The 24,315-nt window shown below is 39.7% G+C and carries 18 protein-coding genes; 8 read left to right on the top strand and 10 right to left on the bottom strand.

Features of this window, described 5'->3' with window-relative positions; genetic code table 11:
- Together DD649_RS00145 and lrp are read right to left on the bottom strand one after the other, a co-directional pair.
- The coding region (locus DD649_RS00145; protein ID WP_294100244.1) for a DNA translocase FtsK 4TM domain-containing protein at positions 1-2,131 on the bottom strand (2,131 nt) is incomplete at its 3' end.
- A gap of 401 nt (positions 2,132-2,532) precedes the next feature.
- A complete protein-coding gene (lrp, locus tag DD649_RS00150; protein ID WP_004918089.1) occupies positions 2,533-3,027 on the bottom strand; it encodes a leucine-responsive transcriptional regulator Lrp in 495 nt (164 codons plus the stop codon).
- 549 nt (positions 3,028-3,576) lie between these two features.
- On the opposite strand from lrp, the gene trxB reads away from it, so the two are divergent.
- From trxB to infA, 6 genes are all read left to right on the top strand, one after another.
- Positions 3,577-4,539 (top strand): thioredoxin-disulfide reductase, encoded by a 963-nt coding sequence (gene trxB / locus DD649_RS00155; RefSeq protein ID WP_294100505.1) that lies wholly within the window; start codon positions 3,577-3,579, stop codon positions 4,537-4,539.
- A 247-nt stretch (positions 4,540-4,786) separates the two neighbouring features.
- Complete coding sequence (locus DD649_RS00160; protein WP_294100508.1) at positions 4,787-6,463, top strand: DUF4153 domain-containing protein; 1,677 nt, start codon at positions 4,787-4,789, stop codon at positions 6,461-6,463.
- Between the two features lie 403 nt (positions 6,464-6,866).
- Entirely contained in the window at positions 6,867-8,633 is a 1,767-nt protein-coding gene (gene cydD, locus DD649_RS00165; protein ID WP_336428499.1) for a cysteine/glutathione ABC transporter permease/ATP-binding protein CydD, read from the top strand.
- Between the two features lie 2 nt (positions 8,634-8,635).
- Positions 8,636-10,378, top strand: coding sequence for a cysteine/glutathione ABC transporter ATP-binding protein/permease CydC (gene cydC, locus DD649_RS00170; protein WP_336428502.1), 1,743 nt, complete (start codon positions 8,636-8,638; stop codon positions 10,376-10,378).
- An 8-nt stretch (positions 10,379-10,386) separates the two neighbouring features.
- Entirely contained in the window at positions 10,387-11,082 is a 696-nt protein-coding gene (aat, locus tag DD649_RS00175) for a leucyl/phenylalanyl-tRNA--protein transferase (protein ID WP_336428504.1), read from the top strand.
- A gap of 164 nt (positions 11,083-11,246) precedes the next feature.
- Positions 11,247-11,465 carry a translation initiation factor IF-1 gene (gene infA / locus DD649_RS00180; RefSeq protein WP_004244560.1) on the top strand — a complete coding sequence of 73 codons (219 nt, stop codon included), beginning with the start codon at positions 11,247-11,249 and terminating at the stop codon, positions 11,463-11,465.
- Between the two features lie 75 nt (positions 11,466-11,540).
- Here the strand turns inward: infA and clpA are convergent, their stop codons facing one another.
- Positions 11,541-13,826 (bottom strand): ATP-dependent Clp protease ATP-binding subunit ClpA, encoded by a 2,286-nt coding sequence (gene clpA / locus DD649_RS00185; protein ID WP_336428506.1) that lies wholly within the window; start codon positions 13,824-13,826, stop codon positions 11,541-11,543.
- A 30-nt stretch (positions 13,827-13,856) separates the two neighbouring features.
- A complete protein-coding gene (clpS, locus tag DD649_RS00190) occupies positions 13,857-14,177 on the bottom strand; it encodes an ATP-dependent Clp protease adapter ClpS (RefSeq protein ID WP_336428508.1) in 321 nt (106 codons plus the stop codon).
- A gap of 396 nt (positions 14,178-14,573) precedes the next feature.
- Between clpS and cspD the strand changes: the two genes are divergently transcribed.
- Positions 14,574-14,825, top strand: a complete 252-nt coding sequence (cspD, locus tag DD649_RS00195; RefSeq protein ID WP_294101142.1) for a cold shock domain-containing protein CspD — start codon at positions 14,574-14,576, stop codon at positions 14,823-14,825.
- Between the two features lie 95 nt (positions 14,826-14,920).
- Here cspD and DD649_RS00200 read toward each other — a convergent pair whose 3' ends face one another.
- The 4 genes from DD649_RS00200 to DD649_RS00215 form a co-directional block, all read right to left on the bottom strand.
- Positions 14,921-15,868: a DUF1177 domain-containing protein gene (locus DD649_RS00200; RefSeq protein WP_294101144.1), complete on the bottom strand. Its 948-nt coding sequence runs from the start codon at positions 15,866-15,868 to the stop codon at positions 14,921-14,923.
- A gap of 243 nt (positions 15,869-16,111) precedes the next feature.
- Positions 16,112-16,858: an IclR family transcriptional regulator gene (locus DD649_RS00205; RefSeq protein ID WP_294101147.1), complete on the bottom strand. Its 747-nt coding sequence runs from the start codon at positions 16,856-16,858 to the stop codon at positions 16,112-16,114.
- The gene (locus DD649_RS00210) at positions 16,855-17,688 is read right to left on the bottom strand and encodes a nitrilase-related carbon-nitrogen hydrolase (protein ID WP_336428514.1); all 834 of its coding nucleotides are present in this window, start codon (positions 17,686-17,688) and stop codon (positions 16,855-16,857) included. The genes DD649_RS00205 and DD649_RS00210 overlap by 4 nt, the downstream gene beginning before the upstream one ends.
- 4 nt (positions 17,689-17,692) lie before the next feature.
- Complete coding sequence (locus DD649_RS00215) at positions 17,693-19,042, bottom strand: cytosine permease (protein WP_294101153.1); 1,350 nt, start codon at positions 19,040-19,042, stop codon at positions 17,693-17,695.
- Positions 19,043-19,495: 453 nt separating this feature from the next.
- Between DD649_RS00215 and DD649_RS00220 the strand changes: the two genes are divergently transcribed.
- On the top strand, positions 19,496-21,007 hold the full coding sequence (locus DD649_RS00220) for a hypothetical protein (RefSeq protein ID WP_294101156.1): 1,512 nt from the start codon (positions 19,496-19,498) through the stop codon (positions 21,005-21,007).
- 57 nt (positions 21,008-21,064) lie between these two features.
- On the opposite strand, the gene macB is transcribed toward DD649_RS00220, so the two are convergent.
- Positions 21,065-23,008 (bottom strand): macrolide ABC transporter ATP-binding protein/permease MacB, encoded by a 1,944-nt coding sequence (gene macB / locus DD649_RS00225; RefSeq protein WP_294101159.1) that lies wholly within the window; start codon positions 23,006-23,008, stop codon positions 21,065-21,067.
- 2 nt (positions 23,009-23,010) lie between these two features.
- Positions 23,011-24,117, bottom strand: a complete 1,107-nt coding sequence (macA, locus tag DD649_RS00230) for a macrolide transporter subunit MacA (protein WP_294101162.1) — start codon at positions 24,115-24,117, stop codon at positions 23,011-23,013.
- Positions 24,118-24,315 lie beyond the last annotated feature (198 nt).

The following is a 24,315-nucleotide window of genomic DNA, read 5'->3' on the forward strand; positions in this document are numbered from 1 at the left end:
GCTGCTGTGGCTGCTGTGGCTGCGCAAAAGTATGTGCCTGAGTTGACTGATTGCCAATCCCAAAATCAACATTATTTTGACTATTCACTTGAGGCTCATCTGCCATTACGGCACTAAACGACGGCATAAATAACGGATCGACGGGTTCATCGTTAACCAAATCTTCAACCGGTGAAAAACTATCAAGCACAGAGAATGATTTACTCAAATCGATTCTTGGCTCTATGTCGTGTTCTTCATCTTCGAGTTGAGCAGAAAACACATTATTATCGATTGTGTTTGCATCTTTGATTGCCATTGTATCTATCAATGTTTCTGCGGCAGGAATTGTATGTGTCACGGTTGAAAACGCAGAAGATGAAGATGCCCAACGATGTTCAATCTCAGGTTGAGTAAACGGTGTTACTGATATTTCAGCAGCTGAAGTATCAATTGTAGGTTCATTTTGATTTACAGCGTCAGAGACCAGCGGTTGTGCTTCATAATCGGTTTCATTTATCTCACCATAGCGATCACGTTGCTGCTGCAAAAATTGTGCTCGCAATAAATCTTCTGATTCACTCTCATCATTCAATGTTTGTGCGTCTTCGTCACTTGAAGACCATTGCTGATATATTTGCTCACGTTGTGAAGCCTCTTCTTGACGTCGTTGAAGTTCAGCGTCACGTTGCGACGGAATGTTTATCCCATATAGTTCGCGTCGAGTTGGCAATCGCACTGGATTTGGGCGAGGCAATTCAGGCTCAGCGTTTTGCTTAATTTGCGCGTGACGATCAAGGGCTGAAATAGAAATACCTGCTGCGGCTAATGCAGCTGGATTCGCTAAGCGGTCAGTCACTGATTGCATGTTTATCTCTGGCACGACATCACTCACAACAGGCGCAGATGCAAAGGCAGAAGATGATGCTGGCGAAGCAAAAGTATTTGAATTCGTTATCTCATTGGCAAAATGATTTTTTTCTGGTGTCGTTGTAGGCTCTGGCACCGCTATTGGATCAGTACTTGTTTGCGGTTGAAATTGATTATATGGCTGATTAAATTCATCAACGGCCGCAAATAATGGCGGCTCAGTATTATCAATAGGCTGCTCGTCATGATTTGAGAACGATGGGTACCTATTTTCAGCTTGCTGCGGGCTTTCTTGTGACTGATATGATTGTGGTTGTTGTGTTTGCGATTGAAATACCTGAGGTGAATAGTCATCAGGCACTTCAAACTGATAAGTATTATGTTCTTCCACCGCAGAGAACGAAGGGATTTGGCCTTGAGCCTCGTTTTCTTTTGAAGACACAATTTCGTCAGCCGCGGAGCTAGGCTCAGCATTAACAATAGGTTCAAGCGTAACTTGTGATATTCCCTCTTCACTCACCAATTCAGCAACGGTCGGTGCCGAAAATAGTACGTCATCGTCATCGATAAGGCCCGCGTCATAATTAGCTTGCAGTTCAGCTTCTTGAGCACGTTGCAACGCATCTTCCGTAACTTCAACATTATAATCTTCTAAATCATCGCCTCGAGCACGATTCGTTATTAGCGTAATTGGCAGTAAAATGGCTGCGCCTATTTTTTCGGCAATAGTCAGCCATGACCAACCAGTAAACAACGTAAAGCTAATCGACCATAAAAATAATAATGCTAATGTGGCACCTAAAGAATTAAACCATGGCTTTATTGCGGTACTAAATACGCTACCAATCACGCCTCCGGAGGCAAAATTAGGTAAATCATCAAAATTAAGAGCAGCGAGACCACAAGAAGATAAAATAAGTGCCAATCCGCCAATTAAGCGTAATGACAAAGAAAAAAAGTCGACATAACGACGCTGGCTTTCATAATGAAAAATGGCCCAGCAACCAAGTAATAATAACGGTGGGATTGCGAAAGCAAGAATACCAAAGGCCGAAAATAGAATATCAGCACTCCAAGAACCAACACTGCCCCCTAAATTTTTTACAGGTGCATTCCATGTTGTCTGAGACCAACTCGGATCTGAGGGACTAAAACTCAGTAAAGCGACCATGAGAAAAATAGCGCTTAGGCAAATTGCAAGCAAAATGACCTCTAATAGCCGTCTTCCGCTACTGAGTTTTTTAAATTTAATGTATTTATCTTCTGTATATTCTTGGCTCATTATTATTTCTTTACTGACTGATGTTCTTTGCTTAATTATGGTTATTCTAGCATTAATCACCATCATATGCGTGCTTTGCAGCAATTCAGGTAAATTAGCCCACCATAGATACGATTGGATTCAGTATTTCATCTTACGAATAATGATTCAATTTCTATTTAGCATCAAAACTCCTAAAAATTTATAGCTTTAAAATCAACAAATTGAAATCAATACTTACTATTTATTTAAAGAGAGATGTAAAAAAATGTCAGCAAAATTTAGTTTTATACCCAAATGCAGAATTTAAATACAAAATAATGGGGATTTAGAACGGAACAACGCTGAGTAAACTCAGCGTTGAAACTGCGGGTGACAACAAAGCTGATTGCTGTGCTGAAATGAGTCTATCAAAATCACTATTAGCGAGTTTTAATCACTAAACGGTTACTTTGTTTAACTTCTTCCATAACCACATAGGTACGAGTATCGTTTACGCCTGGCAGACGTAACAATGTTTCACCTAGTAGTTTACGATATGCTGACATATCGGGCACACGCGTTTTCAACAAGTAGTCAAAATCACCTGAAACAAGGTGACACTCTTGAATTTCTTCAAGTTTCTGAACCGCTGTATTGAATTGTTCAAAAACATCAGGTGCGCCACGATTCAGTGTAATTTCAACAAACACTAACAGTGAAGCATCTAAGTAGTGTGGATTCAGTAACGCAGTGTATCCAGAAATAAACCCTTGTCTTTCTAAACGACGCACACGTTCCAAACATGGAGTTGGAGATAGCCCTACGCGTTTAGATAATTCTACGTTAGAGATACGTCCGTCTTTTTGTAATTCGTTTAATATATTCCTGTCGATACGGTCAAGGTCTTTGCCAGGACGCTTTTTATTATCAATCATCTCTTTAATCTCTCTTTCTCTAATTGTTATTTTCTATATCTATAAAACAGCACCATCCGCGGCATACTTTTCAACATAGGTATTCGTGTTCAGGCACAAATTTTATTCATAATGCTGAAACTCACGTGAATGTAATTAGCGTTCACAATCATTACTTGGTATTCAAAATTTATCATTCGTAAGTAGTGTAAAGTTAATTTTCCAGCAAGGACAAAAAGGCGTTATTTCCATTGACCCACTAGATAATTAACTCTTACATAGATGTTTTCGCAAATGCGCAGCCGATTGTCAAAGAAAATGAATAAAAATCAGTACAAGATTTCGCTTTTTTATCTGGGAAAACGTTTCGCGGCAACAATTCAAGATAATTCCTAAAAATTCTGTTCCGTGATGCCCCCTACTTTTTGACACACTTTTTTACATTTATTCGGCATTACCTATCAGAGAAATAAGTGCTATGGAACTGACGAGGCATTTAAATCACTTTTGTTAATTATCCATTTCTCCTACAATCGCAGTTATGCTTTTTTTAGAATAAAAGAGGAATTCATGAGCACAACAACACATCGCAAGTTGATCATTTTAGGTTCAGGCCCCGCAGGCTATACGGCAGCCGTTTACGCCGCACGAGCGAATTTAAGCCCAGCGCTAATCACGGGAGTCGAAAAAGGCGGCCAATTGACCACCACAACCGAAGTTGAAAACTGGCCGGGTGACCCAGAAGGCCTAACAGGTCCGGGACTCATGGAGCGTATGCACGAACACGCGGCTAAATTCGAAACTGAAATTATTTCTGATCACATCAACAAAGTTGATTTTCAACAACGTCCGTTCCGCTTATTCGGTGATGAAAACGAATATACCTGTGACGCATTAATTATTGCGACAGGAGCATCGGCTCGTTACATCGGATTACCTTCAGAAGAAGCGTTTAAAGGTCGAGGCGTTTCCGCTTGTGCAACTTGTGATGGTTTCTTTTACCGTAACCAAAAAGTCGCCGTTGTCGGTGGTGGTAACACTGCGGTCGAAGAAGCTTTATACCTTGCGAATATCGCATCAGAAGTTCACCTGATTCACCGCCGTGACAGCTTCCGTGCAGAGAAAATTTTGATTAGCCGTTTAATGGATAAAGTTCAAAACGGGAATATCATCCTACACACTGACCGTACTCTTGATGAAGTTCTTGGAGACGATATGGGTGTAACTGGCGTGCGCTTACGCTGCACCAAAACCAATGAAACAGAAGATATTGATGTTATGGGTGCCTTTATTGCTATTGGTCATAGCCCAAACACGGGTATTTTTGATGGCCAACTTGATTTATCTAATGGCTATATCAATGTACAGTCAGGCACCCAAGGCAATGCGACTCAGACGTCCGTAGAGGGCATTTTCGCAGCAGGTGATGTCATGGATCATATTTATCGTCAGGCCATTACCTCGGCCGGTACAGGCTGTATGGCGGCACTTGATGCAGAACGTTACCTTGATGGACTTGCCGACAAAAAATAATCACTAATTTAATTTGTGTCATGAAATTGGCACATTTGATTTTAAAGCTTCAAACTCAATTGAGAAAATCTTGCTCAGTTAGGTTGAAGCTTTTTTTATGCCTTAATAGAAATTTAGTCTCACGATATTCATATCGCCTATTATAAATATTGTGAACAGCCATTTTTAAGAGAAAGTTTATATAGTTCAGTCAACTAACATCCTATGCTTTTTCTAATAACAATTTTATATCAAACAAGGAAATTATATGGTTCAGCAGTTACAACGGGAATCTATCCGTATCTATTCCTATCTAATTGTTGCGATTCTTTCCATCGTACAAGGCATTGTTATTTATGCCTCAATGGATTACTCCATCCGCGTAACGAGTGAATTCGGCCCAGCTTTTGTCTATTTACCCATGATGTTGGCCATATATGTTCCATCAATAGTCAGTTATCTCATCACTAACGCAAAATCTGTTGCTTTTTATATCAATGTTTTTATTGCGATTGCGCTTACTTCATGGATAACCATATGGAATGCGCAAGGTATTGACAGTGCCTCTGACGCAACACCACTAGTCGCCTTTATCACCTTAACAATTTTATTTTTCTTTTTACTGCCATGGATGCAAATGCGTCAAATGACAGGTTCTTGGAAAATTGATTACAGCTGTTTGATGGGTTTTTACATTAAAAATACTTTTTTAGGTATTTTAGCGTCGTTTATTGGCGGGCTCCCTACTGCCATAATCAAACTCGCCAGTTTTCTATTTGGTATTGTGAACCTAAGCTATCTAAGCAATTTACTCGATGGTGAAATAATTTATTGGGTAGGATTCACACTCGGCTTTAATATTAGTTTGGTCTTTTTACGTTCAGTTTTAGACGTACAACTGAGTAATTTTGCTAGCTATATTGCGCGTTTTTTCTTACCCCTTTTAAATATCGTCGCAATTGTTTTTTTAGTGGGCTTAGTGATTTCTATTGTTTCCGGAATGCCTTCGACAGGTCTTGGCTCTGGAACGATGCTTTGTTTTATTGCTCTTAATATTGTTTTTATTAACTTTGTTTATGGCGATGGGAGCAATCAATACAAATTCCCTATAGGGCTAAATGGTTTTGTTTTAACCAGCATTCTTTTGTTAAATATTTTTTCCGTACTTTCGCTATACGGCATTTTTACCCGTATAAACCAATACAGTTGGAGCGTTGATCGTCTCTACGCCTTTACTATCGCACTATTCTTAGCCCTCATAATACTGGCTTATAGCATTGCTATTTTGCGTAAAAGGCAACAATGGATGCTGTCATTAGGTGCTATCAACAAGGTTGGACTCCTTGGCTTAATTACCATTATTTTAGCAATTAACAGCCCACTCGTTGATTTTAAAGCTATTACAGTCAACAGCCTTATTGCGGGTATTGAAAATGGAAAAATTAAAATTGATAGTTCCCTTGCTTATGATTTCAAAAACTTAGGTACCAAAGGAAAAGAAGCATTTAATCAACTGAATAAAAATCCTGAATATAAAAAATTATTTGATACAAACCCTTATTCAGAAGAAAAGCAAAAATCCTTACAAGAAGTATTAATCATAGCAAAAGGCAGCCCTGAACTACCAACTAGTTGGTTTGAAATGGGAAATGATATTAGTAGCGCATGGTTTTGTACATCCTATTACAGCCCATATATGTGCCTTGGTTTCATGGCTGATGTAAATCAAGATAATAAAGACGATATTGTCATGTGCCAAGCATATCCGTCGGGCACCTCATTTGAATGTAATGTCTGGCAAGAAACGACGGATACATGGACGCTAGTGGATACGCAAACAAATTCGTTTGATAGCACGCAAGAACGTGATGAGGTATGGAATAAGCTCTTAGAAGGGCAATTCAAGCTAACCACAAAACCATGGCAACAGATCGGTGTTAAATAACAATTTTTAAATAGCTTTTTGAATTGTAAATTTAAATGGCTTAACTAAACGTTATCACTAACTATATGTTAAGCCATTTTGATAGCGTCTTTTCGATAACCACAACCTCTGCTCTCATTCCTGCTCATGTTCTCACATTGAATTTATGTTTTGATAACGATAATAAGATACTAAGATCCTTAACTATCTTTACCCTATCATTAAATAAAGCCATTACTGGATTTTACCTTTATAAAACAAGTTAATAACAAACAATTGACGATTTAAATAACCTGCTTTTATTATGTAACATATCGTTAGGAAGCTGCTATGATATAAGAAAACTCTGTTAGGTTTAGCCCTACGAGCGCTGAATCTGGCAGTACTCAATTACTCTAAAATGACACCTGCAAACTAAATCATTATGGATAAATCAAGACAGATTGAATTGGTACGTTGGTTAAAGCAGCACAGCGTCCCTGCTAAACGTTGGTTACGTATTTCGATGCTCTTAGGCGTTGTGAGTGGCTTACTTATTATCGCTCAAGCTTGGATTTTAGCCGTTATATTACAAGCTTTGATTATGGTACATACCCCACGGGAACAACTATTAACGCCCTTTATTCTATTAATCACTGTTTTTGTTCTGCGTGCTATTCTCACTTATGTTCGAGAACGCGCCGGCTTTCGCTGTGGTCAAATTGTACGCCAAGAAATTCGCACCCTAGTGCTTGATAAACTGCAAGAACTTGGGCCTGTTTGGGTAAAAGGTAAACCCGCAGGTAGCTGGGCAACCATTATTCTTGAGCAGATAGAAGATATGCAAGATTACTATTCTCGCTACCTTCCCCAGATGTATTTATCCGGGATCGTTCCCATTATGATCCTAATTGCTATTTTTCCTTTTAACTGGGCCGCCGCACTGATCCTATTTGTTACCGCGCCATTGATCCCTATCTTTATGGCATTAGTTGGTCTTGGTGCAGCAGATGCAAACCGCCGCAACTTTATTGCGCTTAGCCGCCTAAGTGGTAGCTTTCTGGATAGACTACGAGGGTTAGATACTTTACGTCTGTTTTTCCGTGAAAAAGCAGAAATAAAACAAATTCAGGAATCAACAGAAGACTTCCGTTCAAGAACCATGGAAGTCTTGCGTATGGCATTCTTGTCATCCGGTGTGCTTGAGTTTTTCGCTTCAATATCGATAGCCGTTGTCGCGGTTTATTTTGGTTTTTCCTATCTCGGTGAAATAAATTTTGGTAGCTATGGTCTGCCAGTTACTTTATTTGCAGGTTTTCTTGCCTTAATTTTATCTCCTGAATTTTTTCAACCCTTACGTGACCTTGGTACATACTATCATGCGAAAGCACAAGCCGTTGGCGCCGCTGAAACGTTAGTCACTTTACTAAATAGTGAAGGAGAAGAAAGACCACCACAGGGAGATAAAATTTTAAATAATGAGCCCATTCAAATTGAGGCGAACCAACTCGAAATTTACTCTCATGATGGCGTTCTTCTTGCTGGGCCTTTAGACTTTAATATTAAACCTCAACAACGTATCGCTCTGGTTGGTCAAAGTGGCGCAGGTAAAAGTTCATTGCTTAACTTATTACTTGGCTTTTTACCGTATAAGGGCTCGATTACCGTTAACGGAATTGAATTAAATCAACTTTGCCCCGATAAATGGAGAGCATTGCTCGGTTGGGTTGGACAAAATCCCCATTTACCCGAACAAACCTTAATCGAAAATATTTGTTTAGGTAAACCTGATGCAACTGAATCAGAAGTTCAGCAGGCGATTGATAAGGCTTATGTTTCTGAATTTATCCCAATGTTACCTGATGGGCTAAATACACGACTCGGCGACTATGCGGCAAGGCTTTCAGTTGGTCAGGCGCAACGTGTTGCAGTAGCTCGTGTATTATTGAAACCTTCGCATTTATTACTACTTGATGAGCCCGCAGCCAGCCTTGATGCTCACAGTGAACAACGTGTTATGCAAACACTGAATCAGCTATCAGCACATCAAACCACGATTTTAGTGACACATTTATTGGAAGAAACCGTCAATTACGACCAAATTTGGGTGATGGCTAATGGCCAAATCATTCAACGTGGTGATTACAAACAGCTAAGCCAATCTAAAGGTGTTTTTGCCCAATTACTTGCCCATCGTAGTGAGGAGCTTTGATAATGAGAGTTTTATTCCCCTTCTTAGCCCTCTACCGCCGCCATTGGTTTTTAATTACCTTAGGGATCATACTTGCGATCGTGACTCTGCTTGCCAGTATCGGACTCTTAACCCTTTCCGGCTGGTTTTTAGCGGGTACAGCAATCGCAGGGTTTCCAGGTCTCTACTATTTTAACTATATGCTTCCTGCTGCTGGAGTTCGAGGTGCTGCAATTTTTCGCACCGCGGGTCGTTATGGTGAGCGTTTAGTCAGTCATGATGCCACTTTCAAAGTATTGGCACATTTACGCGTTTTTACATTTAGTAAGGTATTACCGCTTTCCCCGGGTGGTATCAGTCGTTTTCGCCAAGGCGAGCTACTTAATCGTTTAGTGGCTGATGTTGAAACCTTAGATCACCTCTATTTACGCGTATTATCCCCCATTATTACTGCCTTTTTCGTTACCTTTGTCCTTATTTTTGGATTGAGTTATCTTGATCCTCGCCTTGCGTGGACTTTGGGTGGCGTGATGTTATTTTTATTATTCACGATGCCTTTTGTGTTTTATCTTGCAGGAAAGCCTATTGGCCGGGAATTAACAGAATTACGCGGTAATTATCGTGCTATTTTGACATCGGCCCTGCAAGGACAAGCCGAGTTAACCCTATTTGGTGCAACGGCACGTTTTCGTCAAAGTTTATCGAAAATTGAAGATAAATGGCAAGCACGCCAACAGCAGCAAGCAAGCCTAACTGGATTATCACAAGCCATTATTTTGTTCGCATCAGGCTTAACTGCCACTGTATTGCTGTGGATGGCCGCTGAACATGTCGGCGGTAACACACAGCCCGGTGCGCTGATTGCCCTGTTTGTGTTTTGTGCCCTCGCCGCTTTTGAAGCGCTAGGCCCAGTTGCCGTTGCGTTCCAACATATGGGACAAGTTATTGCGTCCGCGACTAGAGTCTCGCAATTAATGAAAGCCAAGCCTGAAGTGACGTTCCCGACTAATGGTAAACAAATCACTCAACTTGAACGCCTTGTTATTGATAATATTTCGTTTACTTATCCACAGCAGCCTTTTGCGGTATTGAAAAACGTTTCGCTCTCATTAGAAAAAGGCCAACATCTCGCGCTACTAGGTAAAACCGGCTGTGGTAAATCCACTTTGCTGCAACTCATTACTCGTGCGTGGGATGTAGATAGTGGAACCATCACCTTGAATGACCAACCAATTAGCGAATTTAGTGAAGAAGCACTACGCTCGGTGATGTCGGTAGTTCCACAACGCGTCCATGTGTTTAGTGATACTTTGCGTAATAATTTATTGTTGGCCAATGAGCAAGCCTCTGATGCACAACTCAATGAAGTATTAACACAAGTTGGATTAGAGAATTTATTAGATAACACATTGAAATTAAATGCTTGGATGGGTGAAGGCGGACGCCAGCTCTCCGGTGGTGAACAGAGGCGCTTAGGCATTGCCCGCGCATTATTGCATAATACTCCACTGGTATTAATGGATGAACCAACGGAAGGATTAGACGCAAATACTGAGCAACAAATTTTAGCATTGCTAAAAGAGAAATGTGCCGATAAAACGCTGATTGTCATCACGCATCGAATGCAAGGACTAGAACAAATGGACAGCATCTGCGTTATGGATAACGGTGAAATCGTTGAGCAAGGCAATCATCAACAGCTGCTTGAAATGCAAGGTCGTTATTATCAATTTCGCCAGCGTCATGTGCTTCAACAAGCGCACTGAGGCACATCATGTATCAGTTAGATGATGATTCATACCTGTTCCCTCCCGTGTCTGAAGCGATGCGGGAACCCAATGGATTATTAGCCATTGGTGGCGATCTTTCATCGAAAAGACTGCAAGCGGCTTATTATGATGGTATCTTTCCGTGGTTCAATCCAGAAGAGATGCCTTTATGGTGGTCTCCTGACCCAAGAGCTGTTCTAATGGTTGGCGATTTGCACATCAGTCGCTCGATGAAAAAAAGTTTAAAAAAGCAGACTTATCGAATTACCCTGAATCATGCTTTTAAAGAAGTGATTGAAGCCTGCGCTGTCCGTGAAGAAGGCACATGGATTGTACCTGAAGTACGCGCGGGTTATCTGGCTTTACACAAAGAAGGATTAGCGCATTCGGTCGAGGCGTGGTACGGCGATAAACTAGTCGGAGGCCTGTATGGCGTAAGCATGGGCCACCTGTTTTGTGGCGAATCAATGTTCAGTAGAATGAATGATGCATCCAAATTTGCTTTTATTACATTCTATTTTCATTTTTTGCGCTATAATGGGCAACTTTTTGATTGTCAGGTACTTAACCACCATACCGCCTCAATGGGTGCAAAAGAAATATCCCGTCGGGATTTTTTACATATTCTTTATCGGTGGCGAGACAAAGCAATTGACACTGACTGTTGGTTACCACAATCGTTAGTTACCGCAATCGATTGAAATACTGCCATTTTTCAAATAATGAATTTTGGTTTTACAATAATTTCATTACTTCACTACCAAAGAAAGATCGCCTTAAAATGCGACATTTCTTTACTTAGTGCGAGTTTTTGGGCATTATCTTGCCCGATAAAAACCACGGTTATTATACTTTAGAGGATTAGATGGCCAAAGAAGACAATATTGAAATGCAGGGCACAGTTTTAGATACCCTGCCAAACACAATGTTCCGTGTTGAACTAGAAAACGGTCACGTCGTGACTGCCCATATTTCTGGAAAAATGCGTAAAAACTATATCCGCATCCTGACAGGCGACAAGGTGACTGTAGAGTTAACACCATATGACCTGAGCAAAGGCCGTATCATTTTCCGTAGCCGTTAATTATTTATCGCCAAGCAAGGCCTGAAACTGCCACAGGTGGTGTGCAAAATGCACCACACACCTGTGGTCTATTCGTCAGAATACCGCGTCTTCCGGAAAGGCCTTGTTTACGCTACTGAAACTGAATGTCAGTGTGTTACTTTTTTCATCAAGCCCGATACTTACAGAGCCACCATTAGTTAACGAACCAAATAGTAATTCATTTGCTAACGGTTTCTTCAGGTTATCCTGAATAATGCGTGCCATAGGTCGGGCTCCCATCGCTTTGTCATAACCCTTCTCACATAACCACGCACGAGCACCTTTACTAACTTCAATAGAAACACCTTTATCATCTAACTGCGCTTGCAGCTCAACAATAAATTTATCAACTACTTGCGTAATCACATCCTGAGTCAATGTATTAAACCAGATAATGCCATCAAGGCGGTTACGGAATTCAGGTGAAAACGTTTTTTTGATTTCAGCCATAGCATCGGTACTGTTGTCTTGATCAGCAAAGCCAATAGCACGACGTTGCGTTTCCTGAACCCCTGCATTAGTTGTCATCACAACAACCACATTACGGAAATCCGCTTTGCGCCCGTTGTTATCCGTCAATGTTCCGTGATCCATCACTTGTAATAAAATATTAAACACATCAGGATGCGCTTTTTCTATTTCATCCAGTAAAACAACTGAATGTGGATGCTTAATCACGGCATCAGTGAGTAGTCCACCTTGATCAAAGCCAACATACCCCGGAGGTGCACCAATTAACCGGCTCACCGTATGACGTTCCATGTACTCAGACATATCAAAGCGCAATAATTTAATATCTAACGCTTTTGCTAACTGAACTGTAACCTCAGTTTTACCCACCCCAGTTGGCCCTGCAAAAAGAAATGAGCCGACAGGCTTATGTTCCAACCCTAAACCGGCACGATTCATTTTGATTGCTTCAGATAAAGCATCTATGGCTTTATCTTGCCCAAAAACGAGCATTTTCAAACGTGAGTCTAAGGTCTTTAACTTATCTTTATCACTTGATGACACTGTTTTTTCAGGAATACGAGCAATACGCGCCACAATAGTCTCAATTTCAGGTACACCGATGGTTTTCTTGCGCTTGCTTGGCGCCACTAAACGTGTGCGAGCGCCTGCTTCATCGATAACATCAATCGCTTTATCAGGAAGATGCCTATCCGTAATATATTTAATGGAGAGATCCACTGCCGCTTGAATTGCTTTAGCGGTATAACGCACGTCATGGTGCGCTTCATATTTAGGTTTTAACCCAGTAATAATTCGAACTGTTTCTTCTGGGGTTGGCTCAACAATATCTATTTTTTGGAAGCGACGCGCTAATGCTCGGTCTTTTTCAAAAATATTACTAAACTCTTGATATGTGGTTGAACCAATAACACGAATACGACCACCAGACAGCAGCGGTTTAATCAAGTTTGCCGCATCCACCTGACCGCCTGAAGCTGCACCTGCACCGATGATAGTGTGGATCTCATCAATGAATAAAATGCTTTTAGGATCTTTTTCTAACATTTTTAGTAGCGCTTTGAAGCGTTTTTCAAAATCACCACGATATTTGGTGCCCGCGAGTAATGAACCGATGTCCAATGAATAAATTGTACAGTCTTTCATGACTTCTGGGACATCGTTTTGCTCAATGCGCCATGCAAGCCCTTCCGCTATTGCCGTTTTACCCACGCCAGACTCACCGACCAACAGCGGGTTATTTTTACGACGACGGCATAGAATCTGAATTGTTCGCTCTAATTCAGCCTGACGTCCCACCAGCGGGTCGATATTACCTTTCTTAGCCTGTTGGTTAAGATTAGACGTAAAGTTGTCCATATGGTCTTCTGAGACCATCTGTTCTTCATTTGGGGCACTGTTATTAGATAAGTCTTGATCTGACGCCTGAGACTCATCGCCTTTCACTGAACCATGAGAAATATAATTCACCACATCTAGCCGGCTCACATCGTGTTTACGCAGTAAGTAAGCAGCTTGAGATTCTTGTTCACTGAAAATAGCAACAAGCACGTTTGCCCCAGTCACTTCATTACGACCCGATGACTGAACATGAAAAACGGCTCTTTGCAGTACACGCTGAAAACTAAGTGTTGGCTGGGTATCGCGGTTATCATTTTCAGGTAACAGTGGCGTAGTTTGCGCGATGAAGTGTTCTAGTTCTTGCCTAAGAGCGACAAGATCAACCTTACAAGCTTCTAATGCTTCACGTGCAGAGACATTACTCAATAAAGCCAGCAATAGGTGCTCTACAGTCATAAATTCATGTCGACTGTCTTTCGCTTTAGTAAAAGCGACATTTAGACTAAGCTCTAGTTCTTGATTGAGCATAAGCGCCTCCCAAAATTGATATTAGCGGAATCAGACCTTTTCTATAGTGCAAAGCAAAGGGTATTCATGTTCGCGAGCAAATGTGTTCACTTGCGCCGCTTTCATTTCAGCAACCTCTGCGGTAAATACTCCACAAATTCCTTTTCCTTGAAAATGTACATCTAACATTATCTGTGTAGCGCGTTCTTCATCAAAAGAAAAGTATTTTTGTAACACTTCGACAACAAAATCCATCGGAGTGTAATCATCATTATTTAATAGAACCTTATACATTGATGGTGGTTGCAGCGTTTGCTTGACTTCATCTTTAAAAATGACGTCCGTTTTAAATGTTCCTAAAAAATCGCTCATTACTTTATTGCTCAGCCGTCTTACTCAGTGTTGAATTTCAATTTAAGCATAGTCTTTATTATCAATGATTTCTATCAAACAAATGATTTGTTCAATAAAGCCTAGGCGAATAGATTTAGCAGCTACTTTTTTTTGTTATAGCTAGTGTAGCATGCAAATGAAATCAACTCACACGCCAAATAATATATCATTTTATGACATATTACCTCGTATAACATTTGCCATTTAAGCTAATTTTACTCATTTTTAATTATTATCTACTTTCGTCACTTGACCTTAAAAGGCAATTTACGGCAGTATGATTTGCAATCAATAAGCATCTGTAATTATACTTAGTGACTGAGTGTATTTTATACATATCCGTAAAACAATCATTTGCAATTGAAAGGATAAAATATGGAAACAGGCATCGTTAAGTGGTTCAATAACGCTAAAGGTTTTGGTTTTATTTGTGCAGCTGAAGGTGGCGAAGATATTTTTGCTCATTATTCTTGTATCCAAATGGACGGTTACAGAACACTAAAAGCAGGTCAAAAAGTTAATTTTAGCGTTAATATTGGTCCAAAAGGTAATCACGCAAACCTTATTATTCCTATTGAAGACAATAATGAAAACAGTTTTGAAGAAAATAATTCTGAAGCGAACTAATAACTTATGGTAATAAAGCACAGTTAATTATACCTATACTATTAATAAAGATTTTAATTAACTGTGACTATTATTTTATGATGGCGGGCTAAAATTTATTTATTGGAAGAAGAAGAACCTGAAGCCTGAAAGTGAGTCATATTGCCATATAACGACGTCAACAACTTAAATTGTTCCACATCATAAAAGGTACATGCCCCTTCACCAAATTCTTTAGCAACTTCAATCATAAACTTTACCGTTGTAGCAATATCAACTTCATGACTCGCACCCGTTGAACATCCCGGTACTACAGTTTCTGAGCAGATAGCTACACCAACAACCGGTGCCGATGTTGAAACTGATGGCTGCATAATACTATTGATGTGATGAAGCCCATTACCGTATGGCGTTATATCCTGAATAGATAACGGAAAAGTGACGGCTTTTTGCCCACTACTCCATTCCATCAAACGGATCAGATCTTCTGAAACAGGCAATATATAGCCCTCTTTCACCGTTGGTGATAACGCATAGCCTTTATGATTAATGAGTCGATTACCTTTAGTGGTATCCACGGATAAAATTGCATCGGCTTCAACTATCGCTTCATTTATATTCATAGTCTCATCTTCAAGAGGTGAGTCCATAAAATCAACGGGAGAGTGAGGGCGAGTTGGCGCATTAGGGCAAATATGCGTGGTAATAATCACGTCACCCTTTAGCACATCACCTTTCTCATGCATTTTAGCTAATTTTAACGCGGTTGTAATCGCGGCGATTGCACCATCAGCATCAGAAACAACACCAATACGCGACGGCCTTGCGCCTATTCCACCTAAGCGGCCAATAATTCCCATCGTAGGTGCATTTTTGCCTTGAGATTTCCCTTGAGAACCGGGAATAACAATACGGATAAAATCGCTTTGACCTTTGGCATCTTTAACCGTTGTTGAAGTAGCTTGGATCGCGGGGAATGACTGAAATAATGCAACAATGTCCTCTCCCTTGACATCAGCGCAATCGATTAGCTCGTATACGCAAAGGGTTTGCTTTAGACTCATTGTACTTCCTTTAATTCTAATTATTTTTTTAGATAAATGTTGGGCTACTCAGACTCTTGTATTGAATTCAAAAATTCATACCTAAATCCTTTCGCCCTGAATAAACCTTAATTCCAAAAAACTAAGGTTTACTTTTCCTGGTGAAGGCGTAATTCACGCACTTTGAAATTTAATTTTAATTATAGGTACTGCTAGAACAACAATGATATTGATAACAACGAATTGCATTACTGATGAAAACAACTACTTGATACTACGTTTTAACCAATAAGGGTCTCCTACCATGCAGCCTAAATAGGAGGCTTTATAGCAAAGATTAACCGCTAATTGGTTCATAATTTGTTGATCCATTTGTGATTCAGGTAAGCTCAAACAAAGGGCATATAGCGTATCCTGTGAAGGATCAAATACCGTACTGGAGACAGAAGCGACGCCAGCAACAGATTCATTGACTGAAAACTCCCAGCCACGCTCTTCAATTAAAGCCAATTGTGAAATTAACTTCGCTTGTGCATCTACCGGCTGCTGGCTGATAATTTCAGCTCTTTTATCGGCAGGTAGTCGTGATAATAATGCACGGCCTGTCGATGTTCCGATAATTGGTAACCGTGTGCCTGGCTGCGTAATGACTTGCAGCATACTATTACCAATACGTGCATGTACGACTCTGACTTTGTCGTCATCAAGCGCTGAAACATAACTGGTAAATCCACTATCTTTAGTCAACTCATCAAGTGCTTCTAATGTCATGTCAATAAGTGGATTCATGCCTCGAGCGCGATGTGCTAGCTCCATGATTAATAAGCCCGGTCGATAAATTGGGGCATTACTCTTCTTTTCTAACAAACCTAGCTCTGCCATTTGCTTTAACAAACGTGAAGCTGAACTTTTTGGCATACCCAATTCATTCACGAGTGTTGTAACTGTTAGCTCATTACCTGAACGCAGAAACAACTGATAGACATCAACTACACTCGATAAAATGCTCATAATTTAGTGTCCTGAGCCAATAAGCCATAACTTTGCGGCTTTCTATCTCTAAGATAAGGCACGTTTAAACGAGTATGCGCTTGAGAACGAAAATCAATTTCACCAATCAATAACGCTTCACCATCACGACTCGCCTCACAAAGCACTTGTCCTCTTGGCCCTAGAACTTTACTGCCGCCAAAAAGGTGTAAATCCCCTTCATGGCCCCAGCGATTAACGGCAAGTAAATGCGTGCCATTTTCTAAGGCACGACATGCACTATTAATATCCCAGACATCGCTATCTTGAACACACCAAGCAGAAGGCGCTAATAAGAGTTCAGCCCCCTGCAAGGTTAGAATGCGGGCAACTTCAGGAAAACCCATGTCATAGCAAATCATGACACCAATTTTACCAATCGGCGTCTCAAATACTGGGAAGCTATTACCACCGCTAAACCACTGCTTTTCCATGCCAAAAGCATGAACTTTACGAAATACGCCGCTTACCCCATCACAACCTGGATTCCATACACCAACTGAATTATAAACTTCACCCAAATAGTCGCCACGCTCAACAAATCCACTCACAATAGTGATGTTTAAACGTGTCGCGAGGGTACTAAACAAAGTGTAAGTTTCGCTTCCAGCGCTATCACTGAGATCCCACAGTTTAGTTGACAGTAAATCACCGCGATAACCCGTAGTCGCAAGTTCAGGAAAACAAATAAGTTTTGCTCCCTGCTCTGCGGCTTGCTGACAAAATTCAGCCATACGCTGTAAGTTACTCTGCTTGTTACCTAATTCAGAGTTAAACTGAGCAAGAGCAACTTTAACTGTATTATCTTTCATCGCTCTACCCTTCAGTATTCGTCACTTTACGAAAATGAACAGAATCTACACCCTTCATTTTGGCCTGCCAACGCATTGCTAACCAATAAACAATGGCACCCGTCAGTAATGAGTTCAATGCAGGTACGCCAAAGTCGGTATTAAATGGACCCAGTGCAGAAGTCACCCAACCGACGATGACAGCAAGTAACCACACAAACAACGTTATTGGGTTATAGGCTTCACAAGTTTGTGGTAAAATTCCTTGCTCTCGGGTTATATCTAGTTCTTTTCTATCGCGTTTTAATAGGTAATAATCAACCACCATAATGCCTGCAACAGGTGGGATCGCGATTCCTAAGTAAATTAGAAAACCGATAAAGTTATCTAAAATCCCTAACATTGAAGCAATGGTACCGAAAATACCGATAACCCATGTCAGATAGCGACGATCAAAACGTTTGTTAAAAATGGCATTTAAGAGTGTTGAAAAACCTAAAGATGATGAGTAAAGATTGATATCATTCATTTTTATTGTAGAAAAGATAACAATTGATGCGCCTAATAAGCCTGTTAGCGCCATCATTAAGTCAAAGACTTCACTCGTGCGTAGTGCCAGTGCCATTAAAACAGAAATCATGTTGACTAAAAGTTCACCAAAAAATGTGCCGATGAGCGTCATCCAAAACACATCTTTAGGCCCTTTCATAAAGCGGCTAATATCTGGTGTTGTAACAGCCGCTATGATAAACCCACCTGCAACCATCGTGATTGCGGCAGGCATAGTCATAAGTGGTCCGGCAGGTTCAGTGGCATTAATTAAAGTGCTAATGTCATGACCCGATAATAAATTATAGGTTGCCCAACCGAGTGCAAATAAAAATAGCGGCGTTGAAATATTGGCAGTAATAGATAAAAATTTGTATCCATATACTGTGATAATCGTCACCGCAATACCTGTAATAAGTGACCAAGTCCCTGGTGTTAGCACATTAGTCGCTTTATACATTCCGTCCGCAAAGAAGCCATTTTGTACGCCGAACCATCCCATTAAGGAGATTGCAATTGCACCTCCAATTAATGCTGAGCCCAACTTACCAAATCCAGACCACCTAGAAAGTAGACTGATTGACATTCCTTCGCGGCATGCAGCCGCCCCGAGTCCCCAGCTTACGACTTGTAAAATAACCGAGCCTAGCATGGTTGCCCAAAACGCCTGCCAAAAAGTTAATCCGTAACCGAGAGCTGCACCTAACATCACTTGTGAAACACAAGCTAGTGCGCCAATTCGCAGAATCAACACTTCATAAAATGGTCTACGAGCACTTTGTGGTACTCGAGCCAAAGAATAATCTTCACCTACTTTATTCGCCATATATTGCACCTGCTGTGTGGTTGTCTTTGCTTTATTTTAACTTGGCTAAGTATAAGTTCCATTATATGGAACTAGGTTTCATTTATTCTACATGCAAATAATATCCATGATCGATACCTAATCGCAAGTAGAATTTATCTTTTCAGATAACTTTTTTATTATGGGATATTTAAGTGACCGTGGAAACACGTAGTAACGAAAAAAATAAGATTAAAAATGAATAGGTTGAATTTCGTGCATTTGATTAGCAGAATTTTACAAAAATGGCGGTTGCCCAAAATTAAGACTATTCCTTAAGGCAAATAACACCAAAAGTATCTGATTTTTTGTACAACAAACACAGATTGTAAAATTTCAACGACAGGGGACTTATGATAAATGTTTTTTGAAAGAATGAAAATTGATGCCTTGTTAATCTGCTGAATATAATTAGCCACAATTAAGGAAATCAATATGTTTAATACTACAAATTACTCAATTCCATTTCATCAAAGCAACTTGCTAAGTTATGTAGAGGAAAATAAAGATGTGATGAATAAGCTAGGAAATCAACTAAAAAGCATAACAAATATTTCAGAAGTCTGCCAAGGAGGTACGTGCTATGGGTTAGCGCATACCTTTGCTGCCTATGAACTTCATGGTTTAGGCGCTGAGTCTATAAACCAACTAAATAATTGTCTACAACCAGTATCTCTCACTAAATCACCTTATGAACAAATAGAAAAATATACACAAAAATCTATTAAAGAATGCATTTCAAAAGTATTAGCATCTCGTTGCACTGATATTTTCAATATTCAAATAAATCAAATGCCTCAACATTTCTATAAATATATGGCAGTTAAGGTTGACTCATTAAAACTCCCAGATAAACCTCAAGATATAGAAAATCTTGAATACATAATGCGTTGTCTAGATAACAATAAACATGAAGTAAAAAGATCTGATAGTTATAACATAGAGTATGAAACAGAACGAAAAGTCATTTATGATTTTTACAAAACAATAGAGCTTGGTTTAGAAAGCTCTTTTCCTGAAATATTTAAAGTCGATCCTATTATTTATAAAAAAATACAGGATAAGGTGAGTTTAACTGAGAGCGAGATAAAATTATTTTTGAAATATGCCTATCATTATTGTAGATTACATTATTCATATGAAACTGCCATATTTAATTCAGATATAGGAATAACCTATAGTAATAAGGTTTCTTCTTTATCATATAACAATATAATATATAATAAGACACTTGATGTCACGCTACAACAAATAGAAAATCATCTTTCCACTATTGAAGATAATAAAATAACTTCTGCTCTTTTGTTCTTAACTAATTGTCATGCAATGACAATTAGTGGCAGATATGATGAACAAAAAAAACAGTATATTTTTAGTTTCTTTGAGCCTAATAAAGGTTTACTACAAACGAATGATAAAACTCAAATAATTGATTTAATAAAAGAAATTACAGCTGGTAATTTTATTCCCCCTCTCACCTTTACTGCTAACTTTCCATTTATTGAAAGAACACTAATTTCTCAAGCTATAGGCAGTGTGATCTATTTGGAGAAAAGAAACGAACTTTCAAAAAAACCATATTTGCCCTCTATAAACAAAAAAGAAATACAGATTTTGACTAAAAAACATTTAGCCGAAGATAAAGTAGATATGACTCTATATAACGGTGCTAAATTAAAATTTGTCGATTACGACCCAAAAAATGATAAAATCAAACTCGAGCTTATGACAAAAACAAAAAATTACACTCTCTATTCAGAATTTAATGACGTAAATACAACTATTAGTTTGATCAACGCATCAATGGATGAATACCAAAAACATAAAAGTAAAGATATTTATATTGACGGATATGCAAGTAACTATATTTATATTGACGGGTATGCCAGTAACGACATTTATATTGACAAGAAAGGCCAGATATTAAATCGACTCAAAACTGCTTAAACTATACTCCTCTACATTAGGGGGGGGTAATGTAGAGGAGTATATCAATTATATTAATTATTCTCTGGCCAGGGCATCAATCGGATTCAATCTTGCCGCACTACGTGCAGGTAAAAATCCAAAAATAATACCAATAGCAGTAGAACACAGAAAAGCGCTTAATAAGGCAATTGGGTCAAAAGAGAATGTCCAGCCAGGTAAAGCCATCTGCGCGAGCAAGCTAATACCATAAGACAAACCGATCCCCATCAAACCCCCCATCAAGCAAACTAAAACAGCTTCAATTAAAAATTGCTGCATTACATCACTTGTTCGAGCACCTACCGCCATCCGTATACCAATTTCACGCGTTCTTTCTGTGACCGATACGAGCATGATATTCATCACACCAATACCACCGACTACCAGCGAAATAACGGCAACTAAGGTAAGAAATAGCTGCATTGTTTGCGTGGTTTTTTCTGCAGTTTTTACAAAGGTATCAAGATTATAAGTAAAAATATCTTTCTTACCATGGCGTAATGTTAACAACCGTGTCAGTTGCTGCTCAACCATTTGCGCATCAAAACCATCTTTCACTCGCACCACAATGCTATCGTAATAAGGGCGATTTAAAATTTTACTATTCACAGTGGTATCGGGTAACCAAATAGATAATGTTTTATTTGAGCCAAAAACTGATTTTTGCTCTTCCAATACCCCGATAACGGTTGCTGGCATATTACCAATTAATAACGTTTCCCCAATAACACGTTCTTGTTTAGGAAAAAATCGACGCTTAGTATTCGCATCAATAACCACAACTTGGGCCCGTCTATCAACCATATCCTGCGTAAAATTCATACCTTCAGTAAACTTAGCGGCATGAACACTAAAATAGTCTCGACCAATACCTGAAAGCTGAGCAGAAGCGTCTAAATTACCTTTTCGTAGTCTTGTTGAGCTATCTAACGTACCAGAAACCGCATGAACATAGGGCTGTTGAGCAATCGCCGTAATATCCGACGCTTTAAGTGATTGCCGATTTTGTGCATCATCACTGCCAAAATCGGTACCGGGATAAATAGAGATAGTATTAGTACCAATAGATTTTATATCATTAAGTACCATACCTTGGGCCGCATCACCAATCACCATAATAGAGACCACTGAAGCAATACCAATAATAATCCCTAACATCGTTAACAAAGTGCGCATTTTATTGACTACCATTGCGCGCCATGCCATCAAAAGCGCTTCGTTAAAGCGCCCAAAAACTTGCCCAAAAGTGAGCTTTCTTACCGGTGGTTTTGGCAACGGCTCAATCGCATGAGTCGATGCCATCCCTGAATCACTAATAATTTCACCATCTTTTATCTCCACAATCCGCTCGGCTTGTTGTGCCACTTTAGGATCATGGGTAACGATAATAACAGTATGTCCCTGAGCGCAGAGGTCTTTTAGGATTTTCATCACCTCTTCACCCGAGTGGCTATCTAACGCGCCCGTTGGTTCATCTGCCAATATCACTTGCCCACCGTTCATTAAGGCTCTGGCAATACTCACGCGTTGCTGTTGCCCGCCTGAAAGTTGGCTAGGTCGATAATGAATACGCTCCTCAAGCCCTAAGCGTGCTAATAATTGTTCTGCACGCTCACGCCGTTGCGCTTTTCCCGCACCTGCATAAACCGCGGGAATTTCAACATTCTGTTCGGCAGTTAGGTGGCTAAGCAAATGATAACGTTGGAAAATAAACCCAAAATATTCTCGACGAAGCTCTGCAAGGCTATCATTGTCTAAAACTGCCGTATTTTGTTCGGCAACATAGTACTCACCCGAAGAGGGTTTATCTAAACAACCAATAATATTCATTAAGGTTGATTTGCCCGAGCCGGATGCACCAATGATTGCAACCATTTCGCCCGCACTAATTTTTAGAGAAACATCTTTAAGTACGGTGACTTCGCTATCGCCTGCGGGATAACGGCGGGTAATAGCGTTTAGCTCAAGTAATGCCGACATAATTAATTCTCCGCACCACTACGCCCAACAACCACTTTTTCACCTTCGGTTAGCCCTTTGACCACTTCGACATACACATTATTACGATTGCCAATTTCTACCTGCTTTTTCTCAGTTTTATCACCATTAAGCACTTCGACTTCATAAAGTTGCGCTGAAATCTCGTCACCTAACGCTGAAAGAGGCAACAAAAGAACGTTTTTATGTGAGTCCAGCTCAATAGTAACTTGGGCAGTCATTTGTAATTTTAATAAGTGCTGAGGATTCGGTACTTCGAAACGGGCATAGTAAAAAATTGCATCGTTAATTTTTTCAGGAGTTGGAAGAATATCTTTCAATTCGCCAGTAAATTTTTTATCCGGCGCACCGAGTACCGTAAAAGATGCGGGTTGCCCAGGCTCTAAATAAATCACATCGGCTTCAGAAACTTCCGCTTTCACTAACATCGTATTGAGATCAGCGAGTGTTAAAATCGTTGGTGCTTCTTGCGCTGCAATAACGGTTTGCCCTTGTAAGGTTTTAATAAAAGTGACAATACCATCCATTGGCGCCGTAATTTGGGTGTAATTTAGATTTGTTTTCGACGTATCTAATGTGGCTTGATTACGTTTAATTTGCGCTTGATAAGTCGCTACTTGGGCTTTTTTAACTTCAACATCGGTTTTAGCTTTATCTAAATCTTGTTTGGAAACCACCTGCAATTTAGCAAGGCTAAGTTGACGTTGGTAAGTCACTTGTGCCAGTTTTAATTCGGCTTGAACCAGTGCTAAATTAGCTTCTAATTCATGAATAGTTTCTTGCGCTTCAGTGACGTCGTTTTGCGCTTTTTTCGGATCGATTACCGCCAGCAAATCGCCTTTTTTAACCTGATCCCCTTCTTTAACGTATAGTGTTTGTAGCTGACCGCTGACTTGAGCCCCGACATCAACTTTACGCACGGCATCCAATTTGCCCGTTGCCAATACCTGTTTATCCAGATTACCTCGTGTTACATCAACAGTTTGAAAAACTTCTTTTTGATCATTGCTAAAAAAGAACCCCATTGCTCCGAGTACAATCAAAATAACCAATATATAAATTGGCCATTTTTTCCTTGCTTTCACCTTCATTAAAAAATTATTCCTATAACAAAAAGAGAGCGCGGCGCCCTCTCTTAAAAAAACGATGATATATCAGACAGTTTATCGATTAGTTAAACGTACTATTGATTAATAATTAGTCTTTATCTGAAAAGTTATAATTATCAATTGCTTTTAGTTCAATACGCCATGCTATTTAAAATAGTCATACTCAAAATAATTCAAGTC

This window comes from Providencia sp. (genome assembly GCF_003533305.1).
Lineage (GTDB): Bacteria > Pseudomonadota > Gammaproteobacteria > Enterobacterales > Enterobacteriaceae > Providencia.

Coding starts and splice junctions, on each gene's coding strand:
- aat (WP_336428504.1), top strand. CDS start 10,387: ATGTATCAGTTAGATGATGATTCATACCTGTTCCCTCCCGTGTCTGAA.
- clpS (WP_336428508.1), bottom strand. CDS start 14,177: ATGAGCGATTTTTTAGGAACATTTAAAACGGACGTCATTTTTAAAGAT.
- DD649_RS00215 (WP_294101153.1), bottom strand. CDS start 19,042: ATGGCGAATAAAGTAGGTGAAGATTATTCTTTGGCTCGAGTACCACAA.
- macA (WP_294101162.1), bottom strand. CDS start 24,117: ATGAAGGTGAAAGCAAGGAAAAAATGGCCAATTTATATATTGGTTATT.
- macB (WP_294101159.1), bottom strand. CDS start 23,008: ATGTCGGCATTACTTGAGCTAAACGCTATTACCCGCCGTTATCCCGCA.
- infA (WP_004244560.1), top strand. CDS start 11,247: ATGGCCAAAGAAGACAATATTGAAATGCAGGGCACAGTTTTAGATACC.
- cydD (WP_336428499.1), top strand. CDS start 6,867: ATGGATAAATCAAGACAGATTGAATTGGTACGTTGGTTAAAGCAGCAC.
- clpA (WP_336428506.1), bottom strand. CDS start 13,826: ATGCTCAATCAAGAACTAGAGCTTAGTCTAAATGTCGCTTTTACTAAA.
- DD649_RS00220 (WP_294101156.1), top strand. CDS start 19,496: ATGTTTAATACTACAAATTACTCAATTCCATTTCATCAAAGCAACTTG.
- trxB (WP_294100505.1), top strand. CDS start 3,577: ATGAGCACAACAACACATCGCAAGTTGATCATTTTAGGTTCAGGCCCC.
- DD649_RS00200 (WP_294101144.1), bottom strand. CDS start 15,868: ATGAGTCTAAAGCAAACCCTTTGCGTATACGAGCTAATCGATTGCGCT.
- DD649_RS00160 (WP_294100508.1), top strand. CDS start 4,787: ATGGTTCAGCAGTTACAACGGGAATCTATCCGTATCTATTCCTATCTA.
- DD649_RS00210 (WP_336428514.1), bottom strand. CDS start 17,688: ATGAAAGATAATACAGTTAAAGTTGCTCTTGCTCAGTTTAACTCTGAA.
- lrp (WP_004918089.1), bottom strand. CDS start 3,027: ATGATTGATAATAAAAAGCGTCCTGGCAAAGACCTTGACCGTATCGAC.
- cspD (WP_294101142.1), top strand. CDS start 14,574: ATGGAAACAGGCATCGTTAAGTGGTTCAATAACGCTAAAGGTTTTGGT.
- cydC (WP_336428502.1), top strand. CDS start 8,636: ATGAGAGTTTTATTCCCCTTCTTAGCCCTCTACCGCCGCCATTGGTTT.
- DD649_RS00205 (WP_294101147.1), bottom strand. CDS start 16,858: ATGAGCATTTTATCGAGTGTAGTTGATGTCTATCAGTTGTTTCTGCGT.